Origin of the sequence: Pandoraea vervacti (genome assembly GCF_000934605.2) — a bacterium.
GTDB classification, from domain to species: domain Bacteria; phylum Pseudomonadota; class Gammaproteobacteria; order Burkholderiales; family Burkholderiaceae; genus Pandoraea; species Pandoraea vervacti.
This window is the reverse complement of the sequence record NZ_CP010897.2, coordinates 1,080,778-1,102,743: the sequence shown is the minus strand read 5'-3', so window position 1 is coordinate 1,102,743 and position 21,966 is coordinate 1,080,778. Positions and strand designations below refer to the sequence as shown.

Annotated in this window: 14 protein-coding genes; 9 read left to right on the top strand and 5 right to left on the bottom strand. The window is 61.9% G+C overall.

Features of this window, described 5'->3' with window-relative positions; translation table 11 throughout:
* Window positions 1-96 precede the first annotated feature (96 nt).
* The 3 genes from UC34_RS04990 to UC34_RS04980 form a co-directional block, all read right to left on the bottom strand.
* The gene (locus UC34_RS04990; RefSeq protein ID WP_044454392.1) at window positions 97-732 is read right to left on the bottom strand and encodes a flavin reductase family protein; all 636 of its coding nucleotides are present in this window, start codon (window positions 730-732) and stop codon (window positions 97-99) included.
* A gap of 9 nt (window positions 733-741) precedes the next feature.
* Window positions 742-1,476, bottom strand: coding sequence for a GntR family transcriptional regulator (locus UC34_RS04985; RefSeq protein WP_044457760.1), 735 nt, complete (start codon window positions 1,474-1,476; stop codon window positions 742-744).
* A 262-nt stretch (window positions 1,477-1,738) separates the two neighbouring features.
* Window positions 1,739-2,716: a polysaccharide deacetylase family protein gene (locus UC34_RS04980; RefSeq protein ID WP_044454390.1), complete on the bottom strand. Its 978-nt coding sequence runs from the start codon at window positions 2,714-2,716 to the stop codon at window positions 1,739-1,741.
* A 292-nt stretch (window positions 2,717-3,008) separates the two neighbouring features.
* Between UC34_RS04980 and UC34_RS04975 the strand changes: the two genes are divergently transcribed.
* The 4 genes from UC34_RS04975 to UC34_RS04960 all read left to right on the top strand — a co-directional run bounded on the left by UC34_RS04975 (window position 3,009) and on the right by UC34_RS04960 (window position 9,512).
* Window positions 3,009-4,271: an ABC transporter substrate-binding protein gene (locus tag UC34_RS04975; protein ID WP_084070365.1), complete on the top strand. Its 1,263-nt coding sequence runs from the start codon at window positions 3,009-3,011 to the stop codon at window positions 4,269-4,271.
* 65 nt (window positions 4,272-4,336) lie between these two features.
* Entirely contained in the window at window positions 4,337-5,215 is an 879-nt protein-coding gene (locus UC34_RS04970) for a branched-chain amino acid ABC transporter permease (protein ID WP_044454388.1), read from the top strand.
* Complete coding sequence (locus UC34_RS04965) at window positions 5,212-7,848, top strand: branched-chain amino acid ABC transporter ATP-binding protein/permease (protein ID WP_084070364.1); 2,637 nt, start codon at window positions 5,212-5,214, stop codon at window positions 7,846-7,848. Before UC34_RS04970 ends, UC34_RS04965 begins: the two co-directional genes overlap by 4 nt.
* On the top strand, window positions 7,845-9,512 hold the full coding sequence (locus tag UC34_RS04960) for a gamma-glutamyltransferase family protein (RefSeq protein WP_044454384.1): 1,668 nt from the start codon (window positions 7,845-7,847) through the stop codon (window positions 9,510-9,512). Before UC34_RS04965 ends, UC34_RS04960 begins: the two co-directional genes overlap by 4 nt.
* 29 nt (window positions 9,513-9,541) lie before the next feature.
* Here the strand turns inward: UC34_RS04960 and UC34_RS04955 are convergent, their stop codons facing one another.
* On the bottom strand, window positions 9,542-12,652 hold the full coding sequence (locus tag UC34_RS04955; RefSeq protein ID WP_052810902.1) for an autotransporter outer membrane beta-barrel domain-containing protein: 3,111 nt from the start codon (window positions 12,650-12,652) through the stop codon (window positions 9,542-9,544).
* A gap of 1,374 nt (window positions 12,653-14,026) precedes the next feature.
* On the opposite strand from UC34_RS04955, the gene UC34_RS04940 reads away from it, so the two are divergent.
* Window positions 14,027-14,560, top strand: coding sequence for a hypothetical protein (locus UC34_RS04940; protein ID WP_044454378.1), 534 nt, complete (start codon window positions 14,027-14,029; stop codon window positions 14,558-14,560).
* Between the two features lie 341 nt (window positions 14,561-14,901).
* On the opposite strand, the gene UC34_RS04935 is transcribed toward UC34_RS04940, so the two are convergent.
* Window positions 14,902-16,112, bottom strand: a protein-coding gene (locus UC34_RS04935; RefSeq protein ID WP_157123312.1) for an IS3 family transposase whose coding sequence is annotated in 2 segments (ribosomal slippage) — window positions 14,902-15,797 and window positions 15,797-16,112 — 1,212 coding nt in all. Because the reading frame shifts where the segments join, the coding sequence is not laid out codon by codon here.
* Between the two features lie 144 nt (window positions 16,113-16,256).
* Here UC34_RS04935 and UC34_RS04925 point away from each other — a divergent pair.
* From UC34_RS04925 to UC34_RS04910, 4 genes are all read left to right on the top strand, one after another.
* Window positions 16,257-17,363 (top strand): IS5 family transposase, encoded by a 1,107-nt coding sequence (locus tag UC34_RS04925; protein ID WP_044454374.1) that lies wholly within the window; start codon window positions 16,257-16,259, stop codon window positions 17,361-17,363.
* Between the two features lie 416 nt (window positions 17,364-17,779).
* A complete protein-coding gene (locus UC34_RS04920; RefSeq protein ID WP_072617438.1) occupies window positions 17,780-19,570 on the top strand; it encodes a DUF262 domain-containing protein in 1,791 nt (596 codons plus the stop codon).
* A gap of 448 nt (window positions 19,571-20,018) precedes the next feature.
* Entirely contained in the window at window positions 20,019-20,240 is a 222-nt protein-coding gene (locus tag UC34_RS04915; protein ID WP_044454370.1) for a hypothetical protein, read from the top strand.
* Window positions 20,241-21,183: 943 nt separating this feature from the next.
* Window positions 21,184-21,966 carry a rolling circle replication-associated protein gene (locus UC34_RS04910; protein ID WP_237165237.1) on the top strand — a complete coding sequence of 261 codons (783 nt, stop codon included), beginning with the start codon at window positions 21,184-21,186 and terminating at the stop codon, window positions 21,964-21,966.

Below are 21,966 nucleotides of genomic sequence, written 5' to 3'. Positions count from 1 at the left end.
AAATTGGAGGTGGAACAAGCGCCGTGGACTGCCGGCGGCAGTCGCAGATGTCGGCGCCCGGTCATGCAGCGTCGTGTTACGGAATGTCGGGGAAACTCACATCTCGTCAACGGCAGTCGTTGCCGTGGGGCGACCGTCTTGCTGCTCCAGCGAGAAACGATTGCGCGTGTCCACGTAGAAGCTCGCACCGAAGCGCCCGACAGGGAAATAGTTTTGCAGGCGCACACGCCATGACTCGGTGTCGATCAGCTCGTCGCGAGCATGCATGCGCTCCACGCGTCCGATAAAGATGTGGCGACTGGGCGTCTCCAGCGTCTCCCACAACGTGCATTCAAACGCGACCGGCGCCTCGGCGATCCGCGGGGGCGCGACGAGGCTGCTCGCCACGGGCGTGAGTCCTGCATGGACAAGCTCGCTCTCGGTCGGTGGGAGGCGCTCGCCGCACGCGTGCATGCGGGCGGCCATGGCCTCGTCCGTCAGGTGCACGACGTACGCCCGGTCTCGCAGGATATTGGCGGCGGTGTCCTTGAGCGAATCGTCATCGAGCCGATTGATCGAGAGCATCAGGATCGGCGGTTCCTCGCCAAGCATGTTGAACATCGAGAACGGCGCCGCGTTGACGGCGCCGCCCTCGTTGATCGTCGTGACAAGCGCGATCGGGCGCGGCACGATCAGACTGGCCATCAGCTTGTATCGCTGATAAGCCGTGATTTGACGAAAGTCGATTTCCATACGATGTCCTCAGGCGCGCTTGCGGCTGGCGCGTTTAACAGGGGGCGGCACCGGTGCGATGTCCTCGCCGGTCGCCACTTCCGGAAGACCGAGCAGCGACGCCAGGCTCTTCTGCCCGCGCATGCGGGTGGTCTCGATGCGACGTTCGAGCTCCTCCAGGTGCGACTGCATCCGGGCAATGGCCCCTTCGGCGTCGCGCTGCTCGATGCACGCCACGATCGCCGTATGCTCGTCGTGTTCGCATGGTGCATAGCCGGGAGGCTCGTACAGTCCGACGATGAGCGAACAACGCGAAATCAGTTCGGTCAGATAACGCAACAGCACGGCGTTGCCGGCAAGCGCCGCCACGCGCAAATGGAAGTCGCTCGCCAGTCGCGCCCACGAGGGCTGATCGAAGCGGTGCATGGCTTCGTGTTCGGCGTCGAGTTGCCGACGCAGCATCGCAAGATCGTCATCGGTCACACGTGTGACGGCCAGCGCCACCAGCGAGCGCTCCAACGCCCGCCGCGCCTCGAAGATCTCACGCGTTTCCTGCGGGGTCGGTTCGGCAATCACGGCCCCTTTGTTCGGCCGGAGCGTCACGATGCCATCGTGGGCCAGCCGCTCCAGCACCCTTCGCACGACCGCGCGCCCGACATCGAACAACTGGCAAAGCTCCGGCTCGGGGAGCTTCGTGCCCGGCGTGAGCCGATGCGCGAGCACGCCATCGACGATCGTGCGATAGATGTGCGTCTCAATGCGCATCTCTGCGCTCTGTTCGTCATCGAACGCGAGCGCCGCGACCGGCGAGTGCAGCGAAAGCAGTCGGGACCCGGTGTCTCGCTCTCGCGCCGAGGACATGGCAGCAGCCTCGGGCAGGGTGGACGCGGTGACGGCACTGGCATCGAGCGCTTGGCGGCGCGCAGGGGGAAGCGGCTTTTCTGATGGCATGGACGGCAAGGTCAACAAGGGGGAAGTTCCGCAATCGGGACATGACGGGCAATGCGGTTTGAGCGTCATGAGTCGCTCAACCCATGACGGCGTCGGGGTTGGCTTCGCTCACCGACGCCACGTGGGCCGCGATGTCGCCCGGCGTCGCCACCCAGATCTCGCCGCGCTGCGCCGCCTGCGCGATGGGTGTGAGCACGCGTCGCAAATGCCGCAGGCGATACGGCTGCCCGACCAGATAGGGATGCAGCGCGATGCCCATCACCAGCGGCTGTGCGCGTGTTGGATGCTCGGCCTGCGCGTACATCTCGTCGAAGTTGTCGGCAATCATGTCGGCGAAGGCCGCGCCATCCATCTGGCGTCCCACGATCATCGGAATGTCGTTCACCTCCTGCGGATACGGCACCGACCACAACGTGCCGTGCGCGGTGCGCATGCGCACGGGCCGGTCGTCATGACACCAGTTCAACGTATACGAGTAGCCGGTGCGCACGAGCAGATCCGGCGTGTGGTGCGTCTCGGAAATCCAGGGCGAGAGCCATCCCGACGGCGTGTAGCCGGTCGTCTCCGTCAGACGCGAACGGCAGTGCGCGAGCAACTCGCGCTCGTGCGCGTATTCGAAGTCGCTCTGCCGGTGCGCGTTGGTGTGGCCATGCCCGATCAGTTCGTCGCCGCGCGCCACGCACGTGTGAACGAGTTCGGGACAGTGATCGAGCAGCGACGTATTGAGCACCACGCCCGCGCGCATCGCCAGATCGCCGAACAGGTCCAGACAGCGCCACGCGCCGACCCGGTTGCCGTATTCGCGCCAACTGTAATTCAGCACGTCCGGTTGTGGCGACACCGGGCCGAGATTCGCGCCCAGCCCCTCACCGAACGCGAAGTGTTCCAGATTGAAGCCAAGATAGACGGCCAGACGCGCGCCGTTGGGCCAGCGATACGTATCGCGCGCGGTGATGGGAAGGTAGTCGAAGCGGTCGTGCGAGCGAAGCGCACCGAAGCGCGTGTCGCCGGTGGCCGGATCGTCGGGTTGCGGAAGCGGAAGAGTCAGGGTCATCGTGTGTCGTCTTGAAACATTCGCGCACCGCGAGAGTGCGGGCGCGTTCCGAGTTGGCGCAAAACGCATCGTCAACGAACGTCATACCCAATCGTTCGCAATTTCAGTGCCAGATCGTCAACACCCTGTCATTCATATCGTGCGACGCGATTCATGCGAAATGTCGACAAGGTGGCATGCCTCTTGCGTACGCCGGGGACATCGCGGGTATTACCCGGACGCCGAACGCTCAGCCGTTCTTTTCGATTCGCTTCCGATGCATCGCTTCGATGCGTCTTCACGGAGATTGCTCATGTCCGCCTCAGCACGTCAGAACGCCGTCTGTGCCGCTATCGCCACACCGGTTGCCGCCCCTTCCCGCCGTCGCTGGCTTCGTGTCGGCGCCGTCGCCCTGGCGGCCGCCACCCTGTGCGTGAGCGCCGCCAGCTATGCGGCGGACACCGTCAAGATCGGACTGGTCACCGCGCTCTCCGGCCAGTCGGCACGCGCAGGCGAAGCTCTCACGCGCGGCATGACCATCGCCATCGACGAGATCAACGCGAGCGGCGGCGTGCTGGGCGGACGCAAGCTCGAACTGGTGCGTCGCGACGACGAAGGCAACCCCGCCAAGGGCGTGCTCGCCGCACGCGAGCTGATCTACAAGGACAAAGTGGCGGTGCTCTTCGGGGGTCTGGACACGCCGGTGTCGATGGCGATCGTGCCCATTGCGAATCAGGAAAAGGTGCCGTTCATGGGGCCGTGGGCCGCAGGCACGCCGATTACCCACAGTGGCGCCAATCCGAACTACGTGTTTCGCGTGTCGGCTGTCGATGAAATCGTCGACGGCGCGATGGTGAGCTATGCACAGCAAACCTTCGGCGCGAAAAAGCTCGGCCTCATCCTCGTCAATAACCCTTGGGGCGAGTCGAACGAGAAGGGCATCGTGGCAGCGCTGGCCGCCAAGGGCATGAAGCCTGCCGCCGTGGAGAAATTCGAAGCGAACGATGTGGACGTCACCCCGCAGCTCGGTCGCCTGAAGGCCGCCGGCGCGGACACGCTGCTGATGGTCGGCAACGTCGGTCCGTCGGCGCAGGTCGTGAAGTCGCTCGACCGTATGGGCTGGAAGGTCCCCATCGTCTCGCACTGGGGACCTGCGGGCGGACGCTTCACCGAGTTGGCTGGCCCGAACGCGAAGACCGTGCATTTCGTGCAGACATACAGCTTCTTCGGAGCGACCTCGCCGGTGAGCACCCGTGTCGTTGCGGCGCTCAAGGCCAGGTATCCCGACATCAAGGGACCGGATGACATCACGCCGGCGGTCGGCGTTGCCAACGCGTACGACGCCATGCGCCTCGCAGCGCTCGCCATCGACCGGGCGGGTTCCACCAACGGCGACGCGATCCGCACGGGCTTCTACAAGATCGATCGTTACGAAGGCCTCATCAAGACGTACGTGAAGCCGTTCAGCGAGCAGCAGCACGACGCACTGTCCGCCCAGGACTATGTGTGGGCGCAGTTCATCGACAACCGAATCGTGCCGGTGGCGGCGGCCGGCGCGAAGGTCGCAGCGAAGTAAATCCGGCGAATCCGTCACACGACCAATGAACGGGCGTCGCGGCGCGGCGTCCCGGAGGATATCTCATGCAATGGATCTCGGCGCTTGTCGCCGGGCTTGGGCTCGGCAGCATGTACGGGCTCATGGCGCTCGGCTTTCATCTCACGTTCGCGGTGAGCGCGACGGTCAATTTCGCGCAGGGCAGCTCGATGATGCTGGGCGCCGTGCTGGCGTACACCTTCGCCCAGACGCTTGGCTGGCCCATGCCGGTGGCGGTCGTCGCGGCGCTCGCGCTTTGCGCCGTCTACGGACTGGTCGTCGAGCGGCTTGCGGTGCAGCCCTTCGTGCGACGCGGATCGAGCGCATGGCTGATGGCGACGGTGGCGCTGGGCATCGTGCTCGACAACCTCGTCATGCTGACGTTCGGCACGGAGCCGCGCAGCCTGCCCTCGGCGCTGGCCCAAAGCTCGCTGCACATCGGTGACGCCGGACTCGGTGTTTATCCGCTGCAACTGTTGATTCCGGTCGTGGGTCTGGCGCTCGCGGCAGTGCTGCATTACGTGCTGCGTCATTCACGTTGGGGGGTGGCCATGCTCGCAGTCGTACAGAACCGCGACGCCGCGCGCCTCATGGGGATTCTCATCCAGCGCACCATTGCAGGCGCTTTTGCGGTCTCGACGTTACTCGCTGGCATTGCCGGCGTGCTGATCGCACCGCTGTTCAATGTGCAGGCGGATATGGGGACGGTTTTCGGGCTCAAGGCATTTGCAGTCGCCATTCTTGGCGGCTTGTCCAGCGCGTGGGGCGTCATGATCGCGGGTCTGCTTTTCGGCGTCGCCGAAGCGATGATCACGGCAACGCTCGGGTCCAGCTACACACAGATCATTACGTTCGGTCTGGTCATCGTGCTGCTGGCGATGCGCCCCGATGGCATGTTCGGTCGCGCGGAGGTGCGCAAGGTATGAGCGATTCTTCTTTGCGGCTGGCACCGCCCCCATCCCCACAACCCTCGGCACGAAGCACACCAGGCGCACGACGCGCCTCCCGTGACGGCCTCGCCCTCGCCGCCTTGCTTGCCGTCGCCCTGCTGGCGGCGGCCGGGGCGGCGTGCGTGGTGAACGGCTACTTCGTTGTGGTGATCGCCGGCGTGGCATTGCTCGCCATCTGCGGCGTGGGACTGAACCTGTTGCTCGGCCTCACGGGGCAGGTATCGTTCGGCCACGTGGGGTTCTACGCCATTGGCGCGTATGCCGTGGCGATTCTGACCACGCAGGCGGGGTGGCCGTTCTGGCCTGCGTGGCTCGCGGGCGGCGTTATCGCCGCGCTTACCGGCGGTCTGCTCGCAATGCCAGCGCTTCGCGTGCGGGGTCCGGGGCTGGCGATGGTGACGATCGCCTTCGGCTTCATCGTCGAGCATGGTGCGGTCGAGTGGCGCGCACTGACCGGCGGTCAGAACGGTCTGATGGGCGTATTGCCGCCGGGCGTGTTCGGTATCGCGGGCAGCGAACGTGTCGTGGCGATCACATCGCTCGCGGTGCTCGCGGTGGCGTTGCTGATCTACGCGCGTGTCTCGCGCGGCGCCTGGGGCGCCGCCATGCGCGCCGTGCGCGACAGCGAAACGGCGGCGGCATCGATCGGCATCAACCCGCTGGTCGTCAAGGCCGTTGCGTTCGCGTTTTCCGCCGCGCTTGCCGGACTGGCGGGCGGATTGTTCGCGCCGTTGCAGGGCATGGTCACGCCGGGCATGTTCTCTTTTCTGCAATCGATCCTGTTCGTGCTCGTCGTAATGATCGGCGGTGCCGGCACGATCGCCGGGCCGCTTGTCGGTGCGGTGATCGTCGGCCTGCTGCCCGAGCTGCTTGCCAGTCTCGAGAATCTGCGTCTGTTGTGTTTCGGTGTGTTGCTGCTGGTCGTGCTGTGGGGGGCGCCCAATGGCGTGATCGGGGTGCTCGGGCAGTGGTGGAAGTCCCGGCAACGTGCCGCGCACGCCGACGCCGACCTCGAAACGACATCGGCGCTGCGCTTGCCGACGCTCGCCCCATCGCAGCGCAAGGCGCTCGCCGCGCACGGGCTCACGATGACGTTCGGCGGCGTGAGCGCCGTGGCCGATCTTTCCTTCGAACTGCCTGCGGCCCAGGTCACGAGCCTGATCGGTCCGAACGGCGCGGGCAAGTCGACCGTGCTCAATATGCTCTCCGGTTTTTACCGGCCGCTGTCCGGCACGCGTTCGCTGGGCGCCGACACTCTCGCCGCAAGGGGCGCCTGCGACAGCGCGCGGCATGGGGTGGCGCGCACGTATCAGACGTCGCAACTTTTCGGCGGCATGAGCGTGCTCGATAACGTGACGCTCGCGTTGAGCGCGGGGCGTCTGGGCGGGCTGCTCGGCACCGCGCGCATGCAGGACAGCGCGCAACGCGACGAAGCGCACGCGCTGCTCAGAGCGTGCGGCTATCACGGCGACGTGGGTCTGATGGCGGCCGATCTGGCGCATGTCGACCGGCGTCTGGTAGAAATCGCACGGGCGTTGGCAACGCGTCCCAGCGTGCTGCTGCTCGACGAACCGGCCGCGGGTCTGTCCACACAGGACAAGGCGCAACTGGGCAGACTGCTGCGCCAGATTGCGCAAAGCGGTGTGGCCGTCGGCCTCGTGGAGCACGACATGTCGCTGGTCATGGGCGTGTCGGACGGCATTGTCGTGATCGACGCGGGTCGCTTCCTTGCAAAAGGCACACCGAACGCGATTCGTCACGACGAGCGCGTGCGGCAAGCCTATCTGGGAGCGTCGACGGCGCATGCCCCGATTGCCGCCGAGCGAGCGACGATAGCGACGATAGCGACGCCCGAGGTGCTGGGTGTCGGCAAGCTGACGGCGGGCTACGGCGCCGCGCCGGTATTGCATGACGTGTCGATTCAGGTCCGTGACGGTGAGCTCGTCGCCCTGCTCGGCGCCAATGGCGCCGGCAAGTCGACCCTCATGCGTGCGCTGGCCGGACTGCATCGTCCGGTGCGAGGCGGTATCACGTTCAACGGACGTGACCTGGCGCGGCTGGATGCGGCGAAGATTGCCGCCTCCGGTGTCGTGCTCGTGCCGGAAGGACGGCAGGTGTTCCCGGAGCTTTCGGTGCTCGATAACCTGCGTCTCGGCGCATTTCCGAGCGGACGTCTGCCCGGTGCGACGCTCGACGCGCGTATCGAACAGATGTTCGTGCGTTATCCCCGTCTTCGCGAGCGGCAGCATCAGCGTGCCGGGCTGCTCTCGGGTGGTGAGCAGCAAATGCTGGCGATTGCGCGGGCCTTGATGTCGTCGCCGCGCGTGCTGTTGCTCGACGAGCCATCCTTGGGTCTGGCGCCGAAGGTCATTGCCGAGTTGTTCGCGTCGCTCGACGCACTGCGCCGCGAATCGCTGTCGATGCTGCTCGTCGATCAGATGGCCGCCATGGCTCTGTCGATTGCCGACCGGGGTTATGTCCTCGAAGAGGGACGTGTGACGGTGAGCGGTTCGGCGAGCGAACTGGCGGGCGATGCGCGACTGGCGGCGGCTTATCTCGGCGGAACGCAGACGACGGGCCCAGCCGAAGCGCACGGAGCGCTCGCATGACGGCGCGCGACGAGGTCAACGGCACGAGCGGCACGAGCGGCATGAGCGTCCTGTCGTCGGCATATGCGAGCGGACGCGCCGGTCTGGTCACGAGTCCGCATACGTTGGCCAGCGCCGCAGGTCGCGACGTATTGCAACAAGGCGGCAATGCCATCGAAGCGGCCATCGCCATCGCGGCGATGCTGTGCGTGACGATGCCGCACTTCACAGGCCTGGGCGGCGATGGCTTCTGGCTGCTGGCCGACGGTGCGTCTGCCGACAACGCGCCGCTCGCTATCTCCGGTATCGGGCAAGCCGCGCGTGAGTTACCGTCGGAACTGCATCGCGGCGACGCCATTCCCGCGCGCGGCCCGGCCTCAGCGCTGACGACGGCGGCCACGGTCGCGGCGTGGGAGGCCGCATATCGAGTGAGTCGCGAGCAATGGGGCGGCAAGTTGTCGTGGTCGTCGCTGCTTGCGCCAGCCATTGCGGCTGCCGAAGATGGGTTTGCGACGGGACGCTCCCAGGACTTCTGGTACACGTATCGCGCCGACGAAATGCGAGACGACGCGACATGGCATGGCTTCGCGCAGACGTTTTTGCCGGGCGGTCGCGCACCGGGTGTCGGCGAGACGTTGCGGCAACCGGCATTGGCGTTGACGCTGCGGAAGCTGGCCGACGCCGGCCCTCGTGAGTTCTACGAAGGCGAGTTGGCAGCGCGCCTGGCCGATGGGTTGCGCTCGGCGGGATCGCCGCTCACGCGGGGCGATCTCGCGGCCACGCGTGTGCGTGTGTCGCCGGCGCTCACGATGCCGTATGCGCACGGTGTCCTGGCGACGCTGCCGCCGCCGACACAAGGGGTGACGACGCTACAAATCATGGGGATACTGGCGCGCCTCGGCCTCAAGGATTGTGTGCATGGCAGCGCCGCCTACTACCACCGGCTGGTCGAAGCGGTGAAGCAGGCGTTCATCGATCGCGATCGATATCTGGCCGATCCTGAATTCGCGGAGGTACCGCTCGACATGCTGTTGTCCGACGCACGGCTTCGTGAGGCGGCGTCGCGCATCGACGGCGATACGGCACTGGAATGGCCGCACCGCTTTCGCGAGGGCGACACGGTGTATTTCGCAGCAACGGATGCCGCTGGTCGCGCGGTGAGCGTGTTGCAGACCATCTACTTCGACTGGGGCAGCGGCGTGATGGCCGGCGATACCGGGGTGCTGTGGCACAACCGCGGCGCGGCCTTTCGGCCAGCGCACAGTGCGCACCCCAATGCCCTGGCGCCGGGCAAGCGTCCGTTTCACACGCTCAACCCGGGCATGTATCTGAAGGACGGTCGTGCGCGACTGCTGTACGGCACGCAGGGCGCAGACGGTCAGCCGCAAACGCTGAGCGCGTTGCTCACGCGTCTGATCGATTACGGGATGTCGCCTCACGAAGCGTTGTCGCATCCGCGCTTCCTTCTCGGGCGAACGTTTTCCGACAGTCGGGACAATCTGAAGCTGGAAAGCGACGTGGGCGATGAGGTGATGACGGCGCTCGAAGCGCTGGGCCACGCTGTCGCACCGCTGCCAAGACATAGCGCCCTCGCGGGCCAGGCAGGCGTCATCGCCATCGCCGACGACGGACTGGCAACCGGCGCCCACGATCCGCGCAGCGACGGCGCGGCGATGGCGGTTTAGGGTGGGACGCCGCCCTGCCCCGTTCAGATTCAGAACCGGTAGTTCACCTTCAGACCGCCCGCCTGTGACGATGCGCCGCCGGTATTGACGAGTGCGTCGTAGGCGAGCGTCAGGTCCAGACGTTTGGCCAGCGTCACGCTCAAGCTCGCGCCGAGCGTCAGAAAGTCGCGCGGCAAGCTCACGCCCGGTGCGACGAAGATCGTGCCGTCCTGTGACGCCACATTGATGGCTCGGCCCGAATCGAGCAGTTCGCGCGCGTATGCCACACGAAACTGAACGCTCATGGGTCGCACTGCATCACCGAACGACTTGTCGAACGTCACGCCGACAAACGGTTGCAGGCTGCGCGAATTGTCCGTGCCAACGCGCAGGTTCTGAGCGCCAGCACCGCTCTCGTCGAAGCCGTTCGCGTGGAAGTAGGCAAAGCGCAGGCCCACGCGCGGCGTCACGCCGAGCCCGCCGAGCATCATCGGCGCACTCGCCTGCGCTGCCGCCGTGAACTCCTGCCCCATATGATCGCCCTCGGCCGTACCGATGCCTGCGAACGAGCGCTTCTGCGACAGAAAATGGAGGCCGTAGCCCAGGGTGGCGGCGACATCGACCGGCCCCATCTCCCGGCTCGCATACGCCGCGAGGCGCAATGTGTCCCGAGTGCCCGAACTGGCCGCGCCCTGATCCGAGAGATCGGCGTGCGAATAGCCTCCGGCCAAACCGAAGGTATTCCGATCGACGGCCTTTTCCGCCCCGGCGAGGAATCCGTATTGATTTTCCTGATAACCGGGTTGACCATTTGAACCGTCCACACGAGCGTGCAGCCCGGTGGCCGTCGCCCAGAGTACCGGAGCGACCGGCGGCGCGTCGCCGGTGGCCACGCCAGTGGTTACCGGGCGTTGCGCGACTCGCTCAAGCACCGCCGTCGACGACGACTGTGCATTGAGCAGCGCAGCGGTGCCCAGTGCCGTGTAGGCGCTCGTGTTCTTCGGGGCAATGACGACCGGCACGGACGGGGTCGATGGCGTGGAGGGACCGGCGGGATTCGAGGGTCCGGCATTGCCGGGGTCGCCGGACGCCGGTGCGTTCAGCGACAGCGTCACGTCGTTGGCGCCATAGGCAACGGACGATTGCAGGCTGCCGAGATTGGCGCCCGCCGCCAATGTGCCGGTGACCGATGAGAACCGACCGCTCACGCCGTTCGTCGCGCTGAGCACCGTGTAACGTGTTGTCTGATAGGTGCCCGGGGCGTACGTGATGGCGAGCGCGCCGTTCAGCGTCGCGCCGCCGGTCACCTTGAGCAGCGACGCCGACGTCGGACTCACCTCGATGGCAAGCGTCGCGTTGGACGCCTGCACATAGTTGCCGGTCACACGCAAGGTGCCGATTGAGCCGCCTGGCGCCACGATGCCGCCGTTGGTCACGCTGCCGAGAATCGTGCCATGCCCGCGCAACGTTCCTTGTGCCGCCACCGACACGTCCCCGCCCAGCGTTGCGCCGTCGTGCGTGGCGTCGCCGACCTCGAGCGTGCCGGCGCCTACGCTCGTCGTCCCCGCGAAAGCCGTGCTGGCGCCGTTGAGCACCAGGGCTCCGCCACCTAGTTTGACGAGAGATCCGCTGCCCAGGATTTCCCCGGCGTAGATACCGTCGCGCGCGGTGTCGACGGTTAGCGTATTCGCGCCGATAAGCAAACGCGTGCCCGTCACGCCACTCAGCCCGGCAATCGATTGCGCGCCCGCAGCGGACATGTCGAACGTTGCGCCGCTGGTCGGCATGAGTATCGTCGTCACCGACGATAGCCGACCGGCGCCGGTCAGCGCCAGCGTCCCCGCGTTGATTGTCGTCGCGCCCGTGTAGATGTTCGCTGCCGAGAGGGTCTGCGTGCCGCCGTTCAGTGTCAGTCCGCCGGATCCGCCGATGACGCCGGAGAACGTGTCCGATGCGTCGGCGTCCGTGATGGTTAACGTGCGTGCGCCGAGCGCGACCGCGCCGCCACCCGCAAGACGCTTCACGGAAGCGCCGTTGGCCGTCGCCGAGATGTCGAGCGTGCCGTCGACGCTCACGCCGCTGGAAGTCGCGACACTGCCGTTGCCAGCGAGCGCCAGTACCCCGCCGCTACCGATCGTGGTTGCACCGGTATAGGTGTTCACCGTCGTCATCGTCAGCGTTCTCGTACCGACGAGCCCCAGCGAGCCGGCCCCGGAAACGACGCCCGTCAGGGTCGTGCTGTTGTTGGACGCGGTGGAGAAAATGACCGCCGAGTTGGCGTCGCCGAGCATGATGTCGTTGTTCAGTACGCCTCTCGCGACGATCGTCGCGCTCGCCCCGGCATCGAAAAGCAGGCTTCCGAGGAGGGTCGCGTTGGAAGTCGAGGGATCCGCCTGAATCAGCACGTTGTTCCGACCGCCAAACTCGATGGCGGCGGCTCTCGTCGTACCGCCGTTGCCCATCCCTCCCATGATGGTCCCGATATTCGAGATGATGTCCGAGCCTCGGGTCACGATGCCTGCCCCGCCCACGTCACCGTCGCCGCCCGCGATCGTTCCGGCATTGATGACGTTGTTGTACATTCCGGCAAGATTGACACCGGCGCCCCCGGTGCCTCCAACGGCCCCCTGCGTGACAGCTGCGCCACTCGAGCCGGCGACGCCTCCCGTGCCGCCTCTGATCACGCCGGTATTGGTGATGGTGGCGCTACCGCGCAGTGCGAGCAGTCCGTCGCCTCCCGAACCGCCGCCACCGCCTAGCTCGCCGGAGCCTCCGGCGCCGCCTGCCCCCCCGGTGATCACGCCGCTATTGGTGATGACGGCCACGTAGCCGGCAGACATCATCCCGCTACCGCCAGCACCGCCGCCACCGCCGTAGCTTGACGCACCGGCGATCGGATCGCCGCCTTTGCCCCCGGCCCCGCCGGTTATCGTGGTGTTGGGTGAGATGTTGATGTCGTTGCCGGTGTAATACACGCCGGTGTTGCCGCCATTCCCGCCGCTGCCGTAGAAGTTTCCGCTCGGTCCGGCGTTGCCAGCGCCGCCGGCGATCGTTTGGCCGTTGAGCGATATGCCGGTGCTCGTGATCGTGAGTGCAGGGCCGCCCGCTGGCGGGCTGGTGGAATCGCCGCCCGCCGCGCCAGCGCCACCGGCGCCGGTCATATTCTAGCCCCCGGCGGTCTGGCCCCCGGCGGTCTGGATTGCCCCGCCTCCCTGACCGTTCCCGGCGCCGCCGGCGCCACCGGTGCGCCCGGACACTGTCGCGCCGGCCCCTCCGGGCATGCCGCAATCACTGATATCGGTCACTGAGCATGCCGCCCACGCGGGGGGGACAACGCCCGCAAGCATCAGGGTGACGGCCGCGCTGCCTGCGGTGCGAACGAATCTCGCGCCGAATGGGTCGGGGGACGATGCGAGAGGTTGACGGGCAAACGAGTCTGCCTCGATAGGCGGTGTGCGCCGGATGGAATTGGCCTTGGCTCGGCTGTTCACGCGCCTGAGTTTGCGTGGAACCATGAGTTTCCTCTCGCATTACGCCGTGCATGGTGATTGGCGACCGAGAACCCTCTGGCCTTCCCCGCAGAACGGCAATCCTTAGGACCCCGGTGCTCCGCGATGTGGCTCGCGTTTCCGTATTGAGCACGGGTATGCGCCATCCAGGACGCATCGGAAACCGAATGTAATACAAAGTAAGGGGTTTCGCCAATGGCCCGGATGTCGGTCTATTTGGGGATCTGAGTGGCGTTGGCGCTGCCGTCTGACTCCGGCTGGCGGATCGGGAATTGCCCGGGTAGTGGTGAGCGTACAAAGCCCCCCGATATGTGGCCAACTTACCGGGCTGAGCCCGAATTATTGGCTCAGCTCAGTGAGCTTGGCCTCCCCCGGCATCAGAGCGCTAGAAGCAGAACAATCCTCACGAGAAAAACACTTACTAAAACAAATACAACGAACAAGACAATGGAAAAAATCTGACCCCGGAGAAATCTCCATTAGATTCATTTACGATATCCTTGTATAACTTAGGATGCCGATGCATTCTGAATGACAAGAATGCGATCGAAATCAAGCCGAGCGCCATCCAGATAATTTTCGCCTGATGAGACATATTGCCGGCTAAATGCTCATCTTCCCACCGAAAAAATCTGCTATAGAAGAGCATAACGAGAGCGAATAGCATAAGAGCATCTACGACGTCGCCAACCATCTTCTTCATTTTGACCTCCGGTCAAGCCCTCGATGCCGATAAGGTGAGGTTGCGCAGGCCAGCACGTCCCAAGGTCATCGGAAGCCGGCGTCCCCGTAGTGCCGCCCACGTTTCCCGCGCCAGTTCATTCGGTGCGACTGAGATTACCGCAATTGCACGAGCTTGGCGCATTGGTCGGCGCCCCGCTTTCAGCGCGGATAGCCGCTTGACTACTAGGGTGTACGGACGAAAACCGGAGCTGGTCATGCCACTACGATAGCAAACTGACACGCCCTTTAAGTTGAACAGGCCGGATAAACTGGTGGCTTCCACCTCACGCAATATCTCGAGTCATGATCGATTCAAGTTCGCTCTGGAACTACCTTCAAATCCCAGTTGCCGCGCTCGCATCCGCCTTGTTCACATCCCATTTTCAGAACAGCGGCCATCGCTACCGAAAACGCTGGGAGATCAAAGCCACCGCCTATCAAGAGCTGATAGACGCACTTTCCGGGATTGAGTTGTATTACGAAGCGCTATCCTCGGCAGCCCGTTACCACACCGAACTGCCCGAAGCCCGAGCGAAAAGTCTTGGCGCGCTTCAAGAGACCGGATACGCAAAGGTGAGACAAGCCGAACTCCGAGGTGAGTATTTATTTCCGCCCGCTGTAGCTGACGTTTTGCACGCCTATTTGCACCGAAAAATCCGCTCATCTGAGTGGGCCGACTATCTCGAAGACGAGTACTACACCGTCATGCGGTGCCGCGTCGACATCGTCCAGATTTCGAGAAGCGACCTGCAAGTTCGCGGTCCGCTTCTCGTTCGGATGTACCGCGCCGTTCGATCCCGAGTGTTCAAACCACGTGTTGTGCTGACGGACTGCTAGTATTTTTGGCGAGTCTGAGACATGCGCTAATAGTTAACGCACAAAGGGCCTCCCAACTGGGAAGCCCTTTGATTGTTCTTGGCGGAGAGAGGGGGATTCGAACCCCCGATAGGCTATTAAAGTGGGGTGGGAGTGGCGGGGAGCCTTGTGCAGCAAGGGGGATGCGGGGCAAGCGTGTTTACTATTCCCGGCATGATGCCATCTCAGTAAGTCATTGAATCTAAAGACCACTGATTCTGCGAATAGCAGGCCAACGGGCAGTCTAGCAGGCTGTTGAAATACCTCCCGCACGTGTCATCCAGCCGGGAGGTGGAGTTGACCCTGTAAAACCGGACACACCATCACACTAAGGTTGCTGAATCCATCGAGCGCCGGAACTCGCGAGGCGAGCGGTATTTCAGCGCGCTATGGGGGTGTTTCTCGTTGTAATGCTCAAATGCAATGGCCAGATTGTGAGCAGCGGTTGCAGCATCCGGCTTTGGCATGAAGGCGACGTAGTCGCGCTTCATCGTTTTCACGAAGCTCTCGGCCATGCCGTTACTTTGCGGACTGCACACGGGCGTGGTCAATGGCTTTAGTCCGATGTTCATCGCAAACCGGCGCGTATCGTCAGCCGTATAGCCCGAACCATTGTCGCTCAGCCACTCGATTTCGGACGGCGTATGCACCTCGTTGCCGAACCGATTTTCCACTGCGGCCAGCATCACGTCGCGCACAATGTCGCCGCTGTGGCCTGCTGTCGTCGCCGCCCAGCTCATCGCTTCTCGGTCGCAGCAATCCAGCGCAAACGTCACACGCAGCGGCTCGCCGTTGTCGCAGCGGAACTCGAAGCCGTCCGAGCACCATCGCTGATTGCTGCGCGCGACGGCCACTTTGCCATCATGTCGACGGTGGGCTCGCGGCGCAATCGGTCGGCGCTGCGTCAGCAGCCCATGCGTTCGCATGACGCGATAAATGCGCTTGGCATTGAACGGCGCCAGTCCAACTGCAACGCGCTCGTTGCGCAACGTGCCCCAAACCCGCCGGTAGCCATAGCTGGGCAAATCGCCGACGACACGGCGGATTTCCTCGACTACAGTTTCGTCGTCGGTCGGCCTTGATTGCCGGCCATCGCGCCACGTCGCCGGACGCGACAGTCGTGCCGATACGTTCGAGCGCGACACGCCGAGAACTTCACAGACCAGTTTCACTGGCCGTCCTCCGGCAGCAAGGGCGAGTGCGCTATCCATTTTTTTGCTCGGCTGTATTCAACTGCTTCCCGGAGAATCTCGTTCTCCATTGTTTTTTTGCCGAGCATCCGTTGCAGCTCGCGAATCTGCTTGAGCGCATCAGCCAACTCCGATGCCGGAACCACTTCTTCGCCAGCCTTGACCGCTGACAGGCTACCGTCCTGGTACAGCTTGCGCCAGTGGAATAGCTGGTTCGGGTTCACGCCGTAATGGCGCGCGACCATTGAAACCGATTTTCCCGGTTCGAAACTCTCGCGAACCATCGACAGTTTCTGCTCCGCCGTCCAGCGACGCCGGCGCTCTGGGCCCGTCAATACTTCCATCACTTCCTGCTTGGTGTTAGTCAAAAACACAGTCTTATGCCTACCCGTTATTGGAAGTGGGTCGCTGTGTCCGGTGTTTCATGGGGCCGCTCCAGGAGGGGTAAACGTTGAAACGAAGAACCGAACAACACCGAGACAGAAACGATGCGCGGAGCGGACAGCTACACCGAGTCGATGTTCACAGTGACGACGCTGGATAACTTTGTGCCAGCGAACCACCCGTTGCGGCCGATTCGGAACTGGCTGAACGACGCGCTCAAGCGCATGGACCCCGTGTTTAGGCGCATGTACGAGAGCGACGCGAAAGGCGGCCGGCCAAGCATCGCACCTGAGAAGCTCATTCGTGCGCTGTTGCTGCAAGTGCTGTATTCAATTCGCAGCGAACGCATGCTGATGGAGCAAATCTCCTACAACATGCTGTTCCGCTGGTTCGTCGGCTTGGCGATGGACGATGCCGTGTGGGACCACTCGACGTTCAGTAAGAACCGCGAGCGCTTGCTGGTTCACGACGTCATCGTCAGTTTGTTTAACGAAACGGTTGAGACTGCGCACGCGCGTGGCCACCTCTCGGGCGAGCATTTCAGCGTGGACGGCACGCTGATTCAGGCTTGGGCGGGACACAAGAGCTTCGTGCGCAAAGACAAATCAGACGACGACACACCGCCTGAGGGCGGCAGTCGCCAGCGCGAGAACTGGCACGGCGAGAAACGCAGCAACGAGACGCATGAATCGAGCACGGACAGCGAGGCGCGCTTGTTTCGCAAGAGTCGCGGCACCGGCGCGGTGCTTTGCTATTTGGGGCATGTGCTGACCGATAACCGGCATGGCCTGGTTGTCAACGCCCAGGTCACGCAGGCGAGCGGCACGGCCGAGCGCGACGCTGCGACCCATATGCTCGCCGATGCGGCGTTTCTTGCCGACAGCCCCATCACCGTTGGCGCTGACAAGAACTACGACACGGCAGGCTTTGTGGCGTCGTGCCGCGAAAATCGTGTCACGCCGCATGTGGCGCAAAACGACGGCCGAGCCGGCGGCTCGGCAATCGACGGGCGCACAACGCGTTGGCCCGGTTACGCCATCAGTCAGCGCAAGCGCAAGTGCATCGAGCAGGTCTTTGGCTGGGGCAAGACGGTAGGCCGAATTCGGCAAGCGATGTATCGCGGCCGCGAGCGAATCGAACAGCTCTTTGTGTTGACGCAGGCGGCCTATAACCTGACTCGCATGCGTACGCTCGCTGCGAAGGCGGCATAGGGGCGCAAATTGGCGAGACGATGGCATTGGGTTCACTCGAATTAGGGACGCGCAGCATTAAATCGTCAAGAACCGAACCGACACATCGCCACATCCGAAGGCCCCGCCGCACATCGGCGAGGGGTATTTCAACAGCCTGCTAGTGCAGGATTTTGGCCGCCAACGAAAGCCGCTCCGCTGTCGCGGCAGGACGCTTGTCTCTAGTCCACAAAGCCGCCCCAGGAGTCAAACGCGTCGCGGCCAGCAGATGCACGTCTTGCGTCATTACGTCCGGTCCGAATACTGTCCGCGCCCGAGCATCTCCGTGGACCAGCATCGCTAGTGCGTGAGACATTCGATGATAGGATTACAAGATGACAGTCAATCTATGAATTTAGTATGGCAAAATATAAATGTGAAAAAACTGGAGATGGCAAATGAGCGTGACGCCACGGGGAATGAGCGTTCAAGAAGCTTACCGGGAATATACTGCCGGTAATTTTCGCGTTAACCGTCAGTATCAGCGAAAATTGGTGTGGACTGTTGAAGAGAAATCAAGACTAATAGATAGCATTCTTCAAGGTTATCCGATACCTTTGATATTACTTGCCACGCAAACTGACGATGATGGAACCAAGATTTTCGAGATCGTTGACGGTATGCAGCGACTAAATGCCGTCTTCTCGTATATCGAAAATCAGTACGAAGTGGCTGGGAAATATTTTGATATCGAGCAATTAGCTCGCGCAAAGCAAGCTGCCGATGAGGGACGCTTTATTGCAAAATCTACGCTTGCAATCAACTTGCTTGATGAGCGAGACTGCGCACGGCTACTAGAGTATACCTTTGCCGTTACTGAATTTCCCGTAGTCGATCCCGCAGCAGTGAATGAAGTTTTCGGTCGCATAAACGCCTACGGACGGCAGTTGAGCGATCAGGAGAAACGCCAAGCAGGGATAATCTCGCCTTTCGCAAATTTCGTTCGAGAAGTCGCGGCCGAGCTCCGTGGCGATGCATCTGCAAGCTATCTCGATCTTGCCGACATGCCGCAGATAAGTGTCGATGTGGCTGGCGATGACGTACTGACGTATGGGATTCGGGCCGAAAATACTTTTTGGTGTAAGCAGAGCATCATCCGGCGAAACCAACTGAGAGAAGCCGAAGACGAGCAGTTCCTTGCAGATCTCGCCATATCGATTCTTGAAGAAAGGCCTTTTGGATTTAGTGGATCTGCACTTGACGAGTACTACAGATCCAACACTGAATCTGCCAGAAATATCAACTCAAAATTGAACAATTATGGCGTCGATTCTCTAAAAAATGCAATTATGAGTACATTCTCCGCTATTCGTGAGACTGTGGAAGAATATGACTCATCTCCGAACGCACTCCGTCGAATTATTCATCCGGACGCCGGATCAAACCCAATCAAAACTGGCTTTTATGCCATCTTTATGGCTTTTTATGAGCTTTGCATAAAAGAAGGAAAAACTCCTTTTGATAGCAAAGCAATCATGAATTCACTTGCAAACTTACAGAGCAAACTTAATGTTGCCGCAGGTCAAATTCGCTCAGGTCCTCGCGTTCAAAATGTTGCAGTGACGAAAGGGCTCATACAAGATTTCTTTGAAGAACGTGACCCTGGATTGGCTCAACAGGGTATTGGTCTCGCAATTCGATTCGAAAATTCGCTACGTCGATCGAAGGTCGAGACTGCCGCGTACGAATGCAAACAAGGACTTTGCAATCTTGACCAGCGGCGGGCCGGAAACAAAGAACTTCTAGACAGACTTGTGGAAACCGCATGTGCGATTGCCAACATCGGACCATTGAGCTCTGGGGCGATCTTTATCGGAGTGGCAGACAATGATTCCGATGCCGATCTAATCCAGAAAATTGACTGCATTGAAGCGCTTAAGGTGGGGGCTCGGCATGTCGTTGGCGTTGAACGAGAGCTTGCACACCTGGGCTTGGACCTGGAGAGTTATAAGAGACGTGTTGTCAATCATTTTTCGACAGCGGGAATCAGCGAGCCTCTGCGATCTGCTGTATTAGGTACCATTGATTGTATTGATTACCGGGGAAAATCCGTTCTCTGCATCTGGATTCCACCTCAACCGTCGGTCTCAGACGTTAATGATGTGGTTTACGCTCGTCATGGGGCATCCACTGAACGAATTTCCGGCTTCAAAGCTGCACAAGCCGTCGCATCACGATTTTCTGACTAGGAGGTCGAAACATTGTCGACGTTCCCCGTCCGGCGTTCATAGCTAGCCTAGTTGCTTTTGCTGGGGCATTTTCGTCCGCTCCCGGGGATCGTCCCATTCTCCCCTCGGCGATCAACGAGATGCGAAGAGTGACCTAAAATGCGACCACGAATGCGTGGTAGGCCTGTCGTCGAATCGCTAAGCTCTACCTTGCCGTGCTCCAAACACGGCCGGGTTTTGCGACCCGAATGATGAACTCTCGGGCACACAGCCGCGATTTTTTGCGGCTTCTGTGTGCGCGTACCATTGCGTTTCCTGCCCCAATGGGCGGGCCTGGATTGGGACGCCTTCGGGCGTGCCGCCTAATCCGAGTCATCAGCGGTTCGCAAACCTAGTCCAGTGCCCGCCCACCCCTGCGCAATGCAGCGGGTGGCGGGAATCTCAGATTGGCTAGTTAGAGGTGCCCCGCATGACGCTTCATCTTCCCGCAGCTTCCTTAGTCCACGCTTCCGTCGACAAACTCAACACGCTCTCCGAACGCATCCTTGCGCTCACGACCTGTACGACCACGGACACCGGTAACGAAATACCTCATCGGTTCCTGCTCGCGATCTTCGAGGAGCTTGGCGAAATGACGGTCGAACTCGTCTGCGAATGTCACAAGTTGAAGGCTGACTTTCTCGACGCTTAATCGTCCTTCAGTGGTTCATCCAACTCTGCCAACGGCATGGCCCCCCGCATGTTTCGGCTGTCTCTACAGCATCGCGTCCTCCTCATGCACGCTCGCTGTTTCAATTTCACGCCAAGCCTTTCGCCATGCGCTTCACCAATCCCCTCCCCGTCGCTTCAATCGGAATTTCCCCATATACGGTGCATTCACGCGCTGCTTTAATAGCCCCACATTCGCGCCACGCTTCCATACGTGGCTCCCGATTGTGTTCAGTACATAGCATCACCACTTCCGGCTACAGACGCTGGAAGTCAATTCGCGCTCAAGGGCGTTTGCTGGGGCATTTATACGAGAGCTCGGCCAAGATCCCATCGCGGGCAGTGTCCATCGTCGTACTGCGGCCATCATCCAAAAAATTCCCTTTCTCACCCAGCAGGTAAGACCGTCGTAACCCAACCTGATCCGTTGGCTCGTTCGTTGACGTTTGTACTTCCGTAAGCAGGTCGTCTTTCAGGACGTCTAGCGTCGGGAGTGTCGGCGCCGTACCCGGAGAGAGGGTTGCGTATGCGTGCCTTGCGGAGTCCGGGCGGTTGCCGCGCGGCTCAGCGCGGCTTGCGTGACCGAGCAGCGGGTATTGCCTCCTGCGTCTGCCATCACCTCATACCTTTGCATTCTGGCCTTCATGCCAAACCTTTCGGTCGTCCACGGCGCGCTATCGCCTGCCGTGTTCGTGAAAGGTTACGGGCAACCGCTAGGAAGCACTGCGAGCGCTCGCCGCCCGCAGGGTCGAGGACGGCGGGCGCACGAAGTGCGCCCATAGACTTGTATCACTAGCATTTAACGATAAGTCCTCGGAATCGCAAGCCAGACAAGGCACGACAGGAACACTTACTCCCCAAGCCATCTACGCAAGGGGACCCCTGATCAACGTGATTGAGGCAAAGCGATGAATGACACGAACGTAATGAACTACTCCCCCTTCCGTCGCGAATGGATCGTCCGTCGACGCGTGTTTGAAGACGGCCAAGTTGAGGCGACAGCGGTTCGATTCGACCGCTACCTGAAAGCGCAAGCCCTTCACCTCATGCCACGCGCAAAACGCGGTGAATCGCCGTCCACGGAGGAGAACAAGCTGATGGCCGCCAAGCGCGCGAAACAGCAAGTTCGGCTGCGCTGCAAAGCCATTGGTGCGGACAGGATGATTACGCTGACGTATCGCGAGAACATGCTGGACAAGGAACGACTCAAACGCGATTTCGACGCGCTACGCCGCCTTTTAGGCCGGATCCAGAACTTCCAGTATGTCGCCGTGGCAGAGCGTCAAAAGCGCGGTGCGTGGCACCTTCACATCGCCGTTAAGGGGCGACAGAACTACCGAGTGCTGCGGACGCTGTGGCTGCACGTCGTCGGCGAAGACAACGGCAATGTAGACGTTCGCAATCCGAATCGCGAAGTGGGTCTGCGCCACAAGATCGCGTCCTACATTGGCAAGTACATCGTCAAGAACTTTGACGAGCATCAGTTGAACGAGAAGCGCTATTGGGCAAGTCGCGGCATCAAGATTCCCGAGCCAGAAACGATCAAGCATTTCCTCGTAGACAGTCCAGCCGAAGCCATCGTCGCTACGTACCACGCAGCAGAGGAGACCGGTGCGACGCTCGACGATCACGCGTTTTACCGGAGTCAGGAGAACGGCTACTTTTGGATGGCGACAAAACAGCGGCCAATCGATTCCGGCAAGGCGTAA